Here is a 10,421-nt window from a genome sequence, read left to right on the forward strand (position 1 = left end):
CCACTAAAATTTGTGGGTAAAAAATATGCAAGTGTAAACTGTATAATCCCAGCACCCATTTTTGGGTAGGTTTCCGGCCGCTCGGTCGCTATCCGCACCTGTTCTTGGCGATGGGATGGGCAGCAAACCAAGCGGTCTGGGGCAAATAAACGGCCTTGGCGCGAATGGATTGCCACGCGACGGAGTGCGCCGGCCCATATGCGCGGGAGCAAGTCTCCCACGTTCGTCGCTGTTCCGATTAACGGGAAACGGCGATCAAGATCTACCGCGCGTTGCGACGCTAGCGCGACTCCAACACCCAATCGTACCGCAGCGCGACTGCAAAACATCAAGCGCCGACGCTGGAAGTTGCTACCTCAGCACCATCCGCAGCGCCCCTTGCGTCTCCTTGAGCAGCGGCAGATAGCGCTCCACCATCTCCGCCGCAGGAACGTGGGCTGCCGGCGCACCGATGTTAAGCGCGGCAACGATCCGGCCACGGTCGTTTTCAAGCGGCACGGCGATCGAGCACAGGCCAAGCTCGAGTTCCTGGTCAATAAGCGCGTAGCCCTGCTCGCGCACCCGGCGAAACTCGGCGATCAAATCATCCGGATCCGTCTTTGTATAGGGCGTGTTCGCCTTCAGGTTCGAGCGCGAAAGGATGTCGCGCGCCTCGTGTTCTGGAAGCGCCGCGAGCCACACCCGTCCCATGGATGCACAGTATGCCGGCAGCCGCGACCCCGTCGTCAGGTTGATCGACATCACGCGTTTCTGCGAGGCACGGGCGATGTAGACGATTTCGGTGCCGTCGAGCACCGATGCCGAAGCGCTTTGACCGGCGCGTTCTGAAAGCTGATCGAGATAGGGCTGGATGATCGTCGGCAGCGGTGTCGCCGACAGATAGGCGTGACCGAGCCTCAGGATCTTCGGCGTGAGCGCGAAGAACTTGCCGTCGTAGTCGGCATAGCCGAGCTCGGACAGCGTCAGCAGCGAACGCCGGACTGTTGCCCGGTCGAGACCGGTGATCTTCGACGCCTCGGCGATCGACAGCTTCGGCCGCGTTTCGTCGAAGGCTTCGATCACCGTCAACCCGCGGGCAAATCCACTGACGAAATCCGTTTCTCGCATCTCCCCCCCCCTAAGAACATCGCACGGCAATTTTGTGCGATATACGAACAAAAGTCAAATATCGCACAAAATATTTGACCCCTCCGCTCGTTCGGCGCTTACTGGCCCGCGAAAGAACAAGGCGCCCGCCGCCCAACCGGGACCGCAGGCGTCGATAAATAGCGACGAAGAGAGGAAACATGGCGAAGATCGTTTCGCTTGCCGAGGCCGTCGGCGAGAATGTCAGGGATGGCGACACCGTCGCCATGGAAGGCTTTACCCACCTGATCCCCTATGCCGCGGGCCACGAGGTGATCCGCCAGGGCCGCAAGGATCTCTATTTGGTGCGCATGACGCCCGACATTCTCTATGACCAGCTGATTGGCGTGGGGGCAGCACGGGGCATGAAGTTCTCCTGGGGCGGCAATCCCGGCGTCGGCTCGCTGCACCGTTTCCGCGACGCGGTCGAAAACCAGTGGCCGCGGCCGCTTGAGATCGAGGAACATTCTCACGCCGCGATGGCCAATGCCTATGAGGCGGGGGCGGCCAACCTGCCGTTTGCGACGCTGCGCGGCTACATCGGCGCTGACCTGCCGAAGGTGAACCCGAACATCAAGTCGGTCACCTGCCCCTTTACGGGCGAAGTGCTCGCCGCCGTGCCGGCGATCCGCCCGGATGTGACGATCATCCACGCGCAGCGCGCCGACAAAAAGGGCAATGTGCTGATCGAGGGCATCGTCGGCGTGCAGAAGGAGGCGGTGCTTGCCGCCAAGCGCTCGATCGTCACGGTCGAGGAGATCGTCGAGGAGCTCGCCCCACCGTCGCCAAACTCGCTGGTGCTTCCGAGCTGGGCCGTAACCGCCGTTGCCAATGTTCCGGGTGGCGCCTTCCCGTCCTATGCGCACGGCTACTACCCGCGCTCCAACGCCTTCTACATCGGCTGGGACGAGATCGCCCGCGACCGCGACAGCTTTACCGCCTGGATCAAGGAAAACGTGCTCGACGCCAAGCCCGAGGACTTTGCCAAGCACGCCGGCAAACCAGCGGCAAAAGCGGCCTGAGGAGGATAGCATGAGCGATTTTACCCCTACCGAAATGATGACGATCGCCGCTTCCCGGGCGCTTTCGAACGACGATGTCTGCTTCGTCGGCATCGGCGCCCCTTCGGCCGCCTGCAACGTCGCGCGGCTGACGCATGCTCCGGACATCACCCTGATCTATGAAAGCGGTACGGTCGGAACCAAGCCGGACGTGCTGCCGCTCTCGATCGGCGACGGCGAACTCTGCGACACGGCGCTTTTCACCGTCTCGGTGCCGGAGATGTTCCGCTACTGGCTGCAGGGCGGTCGTATCACCACCGGCTTTCTCGGCGGCGCGCAGATCGACAGGTTCGCCAATCTCAACACCACGGTCGTCGGCCCCTACGATCACCCGAAGGTCCGCCTGCCCGGCGGCGGCGGCGCACCGGAAATCGCCTCCAATTGCGGGCGCATCTTCATCACCATGGCGCTGTCGAAGCGCGGCTTCGTCGAAAAGCTGCCCTTCATTACGTCGATGGGCCACGGCGAAGGCGGCGACCACCGCGAACGGCTGGGCATGAAGACCAAGGGGCCGACCCGCGTCATCACCGATCTCTGCATCCTCGAGCCGGACCTCGAGACCAAGGAACTGACCGTCGTTTCGATCCACCAGGGCGTGACCCGCGAACAGATCGTCGAGAACTGTGGCTGGGCGATCAAGTTTGCCGACCAGGTGATCGAAACGCCCGTGCCGACGGAACTGGAACTGACGACCCTTCGCGACATCAATGCCCGCACGAAGATGGCGCACCAGGGCAACAAGGAGGCTGCATAATGGCCGAGGCTTTTATCTGCGATTACATCCGCACGCCGATCGGCCGTTTCGGTGGCTCGCTCTCTTCAGTCCGGGCGGATGACCTAGGCGCGATCCCGCTGAAGGCGCTGATCGAACGCAACACCGATGTCGACTGGGACGCGGTCGATGACGTCATCTTCGGCTGCGCCAACCAGGCGGGCGAGGACAACCGCAACGTCGCCCGCATGTCGTCGCTGCTCGCCGGCCTGCCGGTCGGCGTCTCCGGCACGACGATCAACCGGCTCTGCGGCTCCGGCATGGATGCGGTCATCGCCGCAGCGCGAGCCATCAAGTCCGGCGAAGCCGAACTGATGATCGCCGGCGGCGTCGAGAGCATGTCGCGCGCCCCTTTCGTGATGCCGAAGGCCGACACCGCGTTTTCGCGCAATGCCGAAATCTACGACACCACCATCGGCTGGCGCTTCGTCAATCCTGTCATGAAGAAGCAGTATGGCGTCGATTCCATGCCTGAGACCGGCGAGAACGTTGCCGCCGACTTCCATGTCAGCCGCGAAGACCAGGACGGCTTTGCCGTCCGCAGCCAGGCGAAGGCCGCCGCCGCGCAGAGCAATGGCCGGCTGGCGAAGGAGATCGTCTCGGTGACGATCCCGCAGCGCAGGGGCGAGCCCGTCGTCGTCGACCGCGACGAGCACCCGCGCGCAACCACAATGGAGGCACTCGCGAAACTCGGCACGCCCTTCAAGAAGGAAGGCGGCTCGGTAACGGCCGGCAACGCCTCCGGCGTCAACGACGGCGCCACCGCCCTGATCATCGCCTCGGAAGCGGCCATCAAGAAATATGGTCTGCGGCCGATCGCCCGCGTCCTTGGCGGCGCAACCGCAGGTGTGCCGCCGCGCATCATGGGCATGGGGCCGGCGCCCGCTTCGAAGAAGCTGATGGCGCGGCTGGGTCTCAAGCAGGAGCAGTTCGATGTCATCGAACTCAACGAGGCCTTCGCCTCGCAGGGCCTTGCCGTGCTGCGCGACCTCGGCATTGTCGACAACGATCCGCGCGTCAACCGCAACGGCGGCGCGATTGCACTCGGCCATCCGCTCGGCATGTCCGGCGCCCGCATCACCGGAACGGCAGCATTGGAACTGCAGGAAACCGGCGGACGGTATTCGCTCTCCACCATGTGCATCGGCGTTGGCCAGGGCATCGCCGTGGCGCTGGAGCGCGTCTGAACCACTGACCTGAGAAATGAAAAGGGCCCGGCTGTCCTGCAGCCGGGCTCTTCTCTTTCAATCCATCAGAGCGTGCAATCGCGGTGCCTGCTCACTCCGACCAGATCGCGACATCGACCGGGCCGAGCTTGCGGCCGCCGACATGGAAGGTCGCGCCGGCCGGTGCCGGGACCTCGACGGCCGTCTTGCCGTAGTTGAAGGCGAAGGTGAGCTTGCCGCGGCGGGTGATGCGCAGATCGCCGAGATCCGCTAGGGCCTCGACCGAAGCCCAGCCCAATGCATCACCGATCACCTTGTCGAGCAAGCCACCGCGCGCGCCGGTTGCCAGATAGCGCGCCTTGTCGTTGCCGACCAGCGCCGGGGCGCCGTTGCGATAGTCACCCTCGAAGGTCGCAAGCACCGTCTCATTGGTCCTGACCGTCTCGCGCCAGACGCCGGCCGGATAGGTCTCGTTGCCGTAGAGCACGCTTTCGGCATGGAATTCCGGCAGGGATTCGACACGGGCGACACTGACGTCGATCAGCTTGGCGAGCGGACCCGGCGGTAGGCCTTCGGGAATGTGCATATCCTCGGTCTTGCTACCGCTGCGTGGTCCGAACACCACCTTGGCGCTGGATGCCGCAAGCTTTTCGACGAAAGCCTGATCCGGAATGACGAGGTCGGGCGCCAGCACCAGCTGGTATCCGTCGAGGTCCGAGTGCTGGCCGATGATGTCGACGTCGACGCCGAACCTGGCGACGGTCGCGTACCAATCGAGCGCGATCTGCGAGGCGAGGTAGGTGCGGCCCTGCGGCAGCGCCCGGGTCGCCCAGCGCGAATTGTAGTCGAGCATAAGCGCGACCTTGGCCTTCTCGCGCCGCTCGCCCTTCGGCAGCCGCTTCATCTCCTCGGCGACCTGCGCGACCTCGATATAGCCCTGATCGGCCTCGCTGTTCGGTAGAAGCAGGCCCGCATGGAACTGTTCCTGCGCAAACGGCACCTGGCGCCAGCGGAAATAGGAGACCATGTCGACGCCATGCGCATAGGCAAGCCAGGTCCAGAGCCGAACCATGCCGTCGGCGGGCGACTGGTTATGCGAGGCCCAGTTCACCGGCCCTGGCTGCTGCTCCATCACCCAGACACGGCCATTGCCAACGGCGCGGTAGAGGTCGTGGTTGAAGGCCGGCTGATCCGGGTCGCCGACGCGCAGGTAGCGGCCCTTGTCTTCCGACGACAGCCGGCCGTTCAGCAGCCCGCCCATCGGATAGACGTCCCAGGAGGCGATATCGATGTCTTCGCCGACCTTGTAATGGTCGAAGTCGGTGTTCTGCGACATGAAGTTGTGCGTCACCGGGCGGCCCGGCGAGTGCTTGCGGATGATGTCGACCTGCGCCTTGTTGAAGCTCTTCACCTGGTCGGAAGAGAAGCGGATGTAATCGACGATATGGGTCGGGCTCGGCTCTTCCACGAGGTTGTTCGGAAGCTCGACTTCGTCGAACGTCAGATAGTTCATCGCCCAGAAGGCGGTGCCCCAGGCGCGGTTCAGTTCCTCGACCGTGCCGTAGCGCTCAGCCAGCCATTCGCGGAAAGCGCGCAGCGCCTCGTCGGAATAGCTGTAGATCGTGTCATGGTCGCCGTACTCGTTGTCCGTCTGCCACGCGTGCACGAAGATGTGTCTGCCGTAGCGCTCGGCCATGGCTTCGGAAATGCGTGCCGCCTCGATGCGGTAGCGGCGGCTCGAGAAGCAGTAGTGGCGACGGGCGCCGAACTTGCGCACGACACCCTTGACGTCGACGGGCAGGATGTCCGGGTAACGATCGATCAGCCATTTCGGCGGTGCGGCGGTGGGCGTGCCGAGGATCACCTTGAGGCCGGCATTGCCGAGGACTTCGATGGCCTCGTCCAGCCATTCCCAATGGAACTCTCCCGACCGCGGCTCGATCTTCGCCCAGGCGAATTCGCCGATGCGCACCCAGGCAAGGCCGAGCTCGACCATGCGGCGCGCGTCCTCTTCCCATTTCGCGCGCGGCCACTGCTCCGGATAGTAGCAGACGCCAAGCTCCAGCATGTCGGTCTGCTGTTCCTTGGCGTTGAAGCGGTTCGTTCTGGTCATCGGCATGTGCACGGGTCCGGTCCTTATCATGTCATTCGGCCGGTTGGTTCCGGCCTCGGGTCTTATCGGCGTCACCTTGAATATAAACGTTTATATTCAAAGGCATGAAGGGGTGCCCAGATTGGGCGAGCAAATCGTCAGCGGTTCGGGTTCAGGCGGTCGTCGCAGCGCTCGACGAGGTTCGGCATCAGAAGCGCCTGCAGTGCTTCCGGCGGCTCGCCTTCCATGCGCCTCAAAATGTAGGCGCCGAGCAGGCTGCTCGGCTCGCTGATCGGCAGGTAGTAGGTGGTGATCGGCGGTGCGAAATACTGGCTGACGTTGAGATCGTCGGTGGCGTTGATCACCGCGTCGCGGCCGTGCACCAGCCCGCGCTCGTGGAAGCCCGAGAAAGCGCCGAGTGCGGAGGCTTCGTTGGCGCAGATGTAGGCAGTCGGCGCATTGCCGAGCTCCGACATCGTCAGCACGTTCTCGCGGCCGAAGGCCGGCGTCAGCCGGCCGTGGGCGACAAGCGCCAGATCGTAGGGAAGACCTGCCACTTCGAGAGCACGTTTGTACGCTTCCAGCCGCGTGATGCCGTAGCTCAAATCAGAGAGCGGATTGAGCAGCGCGATGCGGCTATGGCCGCGCTCAACCAGCCGCGCCATCGACACCCGGATCATCTGCTCGTTGTCGGCGTCGACATAGGCGTGCGGCGCGTTGTGGATGCTGGTGCCGTAGGTCACGAAGGGGAAATCGGCCGCCTGCATGGTGCGGATTCGCGGGTCGTCGGCGCGGGTGCCCGAGATAATAATGCCGTCGGCCTTCTTCAGCTGCACGATCTGCTTGATGACCGCCTGGCTTTCCTCGAAATTCCTGACGGCATAGAGCGACACGCGATAGGGACTGTCTTCCAGCGCCCAGGAAATGCCGCTCAAGAGCTGGGCGTATTCGACACCTTCCCATTCGTTCTGTTTCGGCCCCGGCGCCGTCATGATGGCGGCGACCTGATAGGTCTTGCCGGTGCGCAACTGTACGCCATGCATGTTGAGCTCGTAGCCTACCCGTTCGGCCGCCTCGATCACGATTGCGCGCGTTTCCGGGCGAACCTGAGGCGAATGCTTCAGGGCCTTGGACACGGTGGCGATGGAAAGCCCCGTCTCCTGCGCGATGGTCTTGATCGTCGGTCTCTGCATGGCGTCTCGGCTCGTCACGGGTTGCTAGATCACGAAGATTTGGATCGGCTGAGCGATGCAGCCAGCTGAAGATAGACTGCGGATGTCCAGGCGAATGCCCGATCGCGAAGCCCCCTCCCCGAGCGCGCATCGAAGTTTTCGGCCATACCGCTTTTGCTGGCAAGTGAACAGAACTTTTCCGCGACCTCATGGGCCAGTTCAATCTGCCCTTGCCGGCGAAGGCCGTCCCACAGCAGCATCGTCGTCGGCGCCCAGATTGGCCCGCGCCAATAGCCGTCGTCCTCGTAGAAGGAGCTCTGCGGACTCTCGGTGGCCGGACCCCAATCGGTGATGAAACCGCCCGCGACCAGCCGTGTCACTAGCTTCTCGCGCATTGCGGGCGTCAGACGCGCGCCGAGCAGCAGCGGCATGAACTGGATGAGGTTGTCGCCCGGCAGGATTCGTTCCGGATCCGCGGCCAGCCGCGCGCCAAAAGTCTCGCCGGTCCATAGCTGTTCGAACAGCAATGCCTGTAGCTCGTCGGCCTTTTTGCGCCACATCGCCCGGCGCTCTCCATCGTCTTCGAGAAGCTCGGCCAGCGCCTCGCAGGCAAGGATCAGGAACACAGGCAGATCCGGTGACATCACCGGGCCGCCCTCGGCAAAGAAGGTGGCATTGTCCCAGCCGCTGTCGTTGCCGTGGAAATAGGACGGCAGGCTCGCCGCATCCTTGCGGCCGTAGCTCAGCCAGTAGTCGACCTGTTTGCCGATGGCATCGCGCAGGTAAGACTTGCGCTCCGTTGTCAGGAAGCCAGGATCGGCAGCCGCGATCAGCGACACTGCCCAGCCGTGCACCGGCGGCTTGGTGAAGGCGAAGAGCACGTCGCGGTCGTTGATATAGTCGGGCAACAGGCCCGAGGCGTCCTGGTGGTCGAAGATTGCAGCGAACTGATCGAAGGCCAGTTCCTGATCGAAGGCCGCGACGCCGAGCGCGGAAAAGGCGTTGTCCCAGCTCCAGATATTGATCATGTGGTTCTTGGACATGTAGATCGCCGGCCGCGTCAGCGCACCGCCGGCAGGCACGCCGTTCGCCCAGAGCAGATAGCTTGCCAGTCGATGCGCCTCGTCTTGGGCCTGGACGCCCTTGGGAACGCGTGCGTGCCATTCCGAAAACTCGGCTGCTGCACCGGAAAGAGCCTCGGCGAAACGGCCGGGCCGATCAACTGGCGGCACAGTGCGGAAGAAGTCGACATTGCCCTCGAAGGCACCTGCCCCCGAGAAGGCGAAAGACACGTCTTCGGAGTGGTCGCGCTGCCAGGCGCCGGTGACCTTCAAAGCGCCGGTGATCGCCCGCGGAATGAACTTGACGTTCTCGACCGCCGCGACGAGGCAATCCTCGCCGTTGGGGGTGCGATAGACATAGTCGTAACGCGAGCCCTCGAGATGGAAGCGCACGCCGGCCCGTCTGCCGGATATGTGCAGGCGCTCCCCTTCGCCGATGACGAAGGTCACTTCGCCCTCACCGATGCGGGCATCGAGCCGCTCCGGCGAAAGCACGAACACGGGCGTCACGGTGCTGCCTTCCGCGTCGAGAAAATCGACGCGGCAGAGGCGCCCAAGCGACGGCCGTTCGTCGCCGCCGGCGACGTGGCGAAGATAGAGCGCACGCTCGCCGTCGCGACCGGGCACCCGCATCATCGAGAGCGTCAGGAAACGGCCCCTGCGGCTGAAGGGCACGGTATCGATATCAAACAGCATGCCGTTATCCCTTCACCGACGAGCCGACCGCGCCATCCATGATGTAGCGCTGGGCGACGAAGAAGAGCGCAAGCGGCGGCAGGCAGAGAATGACGGTGATCGCCGCGATAGAGGTCACGTCCACCTCGTGCAGACCCTTGAACATCGAAAGGCCGAGCGTCAGCGTGTACTTCGACTGGTCGTTGAGGAAGATCAACGGGCCGAGATAGTCGTTCCATGCGTTCATGAAGTGGAAGGTCCCGACCAGCACCAGCGCCGGCATCATCAGCGGCAGATGGATGCGCCAGTAGATGTCGAAGGCGTTGGCGCCGTCCATGCGCGCCGCCTCGTCGATCTCCATCGGCACGGTCATGATGTACTGACGAAGCAGGAAGACGAAGAAGGCGTCGGCAAAGTAGGCAGGCACGATCAGCGGCTTCAGCGTGTTGATCCAGCCGAGCAGGTTGAACTCCATGTAGAGCGGGATCATCTTCACGTCCCACGGGATCATCATGGTGGCGAGCAGCAGGATGAACAGCGGGTCGCGGCCGGGGAAGCGGAAGCGCGCGAAGCCATAGGCAACCAGCGACGAGGAGATCAGCTGGCCGATGGTCGAGAGCACCACGACGATCAGCGAATTCGTGAGGTAGGTGCCGAAGGGCTGCTTGTTCCAGGCGGCGGCAAAGTTCTCCCAATGCCATTCCGACGGCCAGAAGACCGGCGGGAACTGGTAAAGCTCGGCCGAGCTTTTGATCGCCGTCATGAAGGTCCAGTAGAACGGCGCAATGAACAGCGCCGAGAGCAGGATGAGCGCGGAATAAAGCAGCGTCTTACGCATTGCGGTCTCCATCATTCTCGCGGACTTCGCCTTCGTAATAGACCCAGGCGGCCGACCAGCGCATGACGCCGAGGCTGAGCATGAGCACGATGATAAACATCACCCAGGAGCCGGCGGCGGCGTAACCCATGTCGAAATACTTGAAGGCGTTGTCGTAGATGTACATGGCGAAGAAATAGGTGGAGCCGAGCGGGCCGCCCTTCGTCAGAAGAAGCGCGATCGTCAGTTGTTGGAAGGCGGAGATGATCGAGGTGATGAACGTGAAGAGCAGCATCGGCCCGAGCATCGGCAGGGTGATGAAGACCATCTGCGCCCAGCCGGGAACGCCCGAGACGGTCGCCGCCTCATAGAGCTCTTTCGGGATCGCTTTCAGACCGGTCAGAAGGATCAGCATGGTGCCGCCAAGTCCCCAGAGACTGGCGATGATGATGGCGACGATTGCGAGGTTCGGATCGCCGA

9 protein-coding genes are annotated in these 10,421 nt (G+C 63.3%); 3 read left to right on the plus strand and 6 right to left on the minus strand.

Annotation, left to right across the window (positions count from 1 at the left end; all coding sequences use genetic code 11):
- Positions 1–351: 351 nt before the first annotated feature.
- Complete coding sequence (locus VGO04_RS00605) at positions 352–1,107, minus strand: IclR family transcriptional regulator (RefSeq protein ID WP_327494021.1); 756 nt, start codon at positions 1,105–1,107, stop codon at positions 352–354.
- A gap of 179 nt (positions 1,108–1,286) precedes the next feature.
- Here VGO04_RS00605 and VGO04_RS00610 point away from each other — a divergent pair, with 179 nt between their 5' ends.
- The 3 genes from VGO04_RS00610 to pcaF are packed head-to-tail and all read left to right on the plus strand — an operon-like array spanning position 1,287 to position 4,145.
- On the plus strand, positions 1,287–2,147 hold the full coding sequence (locus VGO04_RS00610) for a CoA transferase subunit A (RefSeq protein ID WP_327494022.1): 861 nt from the start codon (positions 1,287–1,289) through the stop codon (positions 2,145–2,147).
- A gap of 10 nt (positions 2,148–2,157) precedes the next feature.
- On the plus strand, positions 2,158–2,940 hold the full coding sequence (locus VGO04_RS00615; protein ID WP_327494023.1) for a CoA-transferase subunit beta: 783 nt from the start codon (positions 2,158–2,160) through the stop codon (positions 2,938–2,940).
- The gene (gene pcaF / locus VGO04_RS00620) at positions 2,940–4,145 is read left to right on the plus strand and encodes a 3-oxoadipyl-CoA thiolase (protein WP_327494024.1); all 1,206 of its coding nucleotides are present in this window, start codon (positions 2,940–2,942) and stop codon (positions 4,143–4,145) included. Before VGO04_RS00615 ends, pcaF begins: the two co-directional genes overlap by 1 nt.
- Before the next feature lie 91 nt (positions 4,146–4,236).
- Here the strand turns inward: pcaF and VGO04_RS00625 are convergent, their stop codons facing one another.
- From VGO04_RS00625 to VGO04_RS00645, 5 genes are all read right to left on the minus strand, one after another.
- Positions 4,237–6,249, minus strand: coding sequence for a beta-galactosidase (locus VGO04_RS00625; RefSeq protein ID WP_327494025.1), 2,013 nt, complete (start codon positions 6,247–6,249; stop codon positions 4,237–4,239).
- A 125-nt stretch (positions 6,250–6,374) separates the two neighbouring features.
- Entirely contained in the window at positions 6,375–7,409 is a 1,035-nt protein-coding gene (locus VGO04_RS00630) for a LacI family DNA-binding transcriptional regulator (RefSeq protein WP_327494026.1), read from the minus strand.
- Between the two features lie 29 nt (positions 7,410–7,438).
- Positions 7,439–9,145, minus strand: coding sequence for an amylo-alpha-1,6-glucosidase (locus VGO04_RS00635; RefSeq protein WP_327494027.1), 1,707 nt, complete (start codon positions 9,143–9,145; stop codon positions 7,439–7,441).
- A gap of 4 nt (positions 9,146–9,149) precedes the next feature.
- A complete protein-coding gene (locus tag VGO04_RS00640) occupies positions 9,150–9,962 on the minus strand; it encodes a carbohydrate ABC transporter permease (RefSeq protein ID WP_043625687.1) in 813 nt (270 codons plus the stop codon).
- A partial coding sequence (locus VGO04_RS00645; RefSeq protein ID WP_327494028.1) for a sugar ABC transporter permease occupies positions 9,955–10,421 on the minus strand: 467 nt, incomplete at its 5' end. The genes VGO04_RS00640 and VGO04_RS00645, both read right to left, overlap by 8 nt.

Source organism: Ensifer sp., from assembly GCF_035999185.1.
In the GTDB taxonomy this organism is placed as follows: Bacteria; Pseudomonadota; Alphaproteobacteria; order Rhizobiales; family Rhizobiaceae; genus Ensifer.

What these genes read in the sequence shown, in the direction of transcription:
- VGO04_RS00605 (WP_327494021.1), bottom strand. Translation starts at nt 1,107, where the DNA reads ATGCGAGAAACGGATTTCGTCAGTGGATTTGCCCGCGGGTTGACGGTG.
- VGO04_RS00610 (WP_327494022.1), top strand. Translation starts at nt 1,287, where the DNA reads ATGGCGAAGATCGTTTCGCTTGCCGAGGCCGTCGGCGAGAATGTCAGG.
- VGO04_RS00615 (WP_327494023.1), top strand. Translation starts at nt 2,158, where the DNA reads ATGAGCGATTTTACCCCTACCGAAATGATGACGATCGCCGCTTCCCGG.
- pcaF (WP_327494024.1), top strand. Translation starts at nt 2,940, where the DNA reads ATGGCCGAGGCTTTTATCTGCGATTACATCCGCACGCCGATCGGCCGT.
- VGO04_RS00630 (WP_327494026.1), bottom strand. Translation starts at nt 7,409, where the DNA reads ATGCAGAGACCGACGATCAAGACCATCGCGCAGGAGACGGGGCTTTCC.
- VGO04_RS00635 (WP_327494027.1), bottom strand. Translation starts at nt 9,145, where the DNA reads ATGCTGTTTGATATCGATACCGTGCCCTTCAGCCGCAGGGGCCGTTTC.
- VGO04_RS00640 (WP_043625687.1), bottom strand. Translation starts at nt 9,962, where the DNA reads ATGCGTAAGACGCTGCTTTATTCCGCGCTCATCCTGCTCTCGGCGCTG.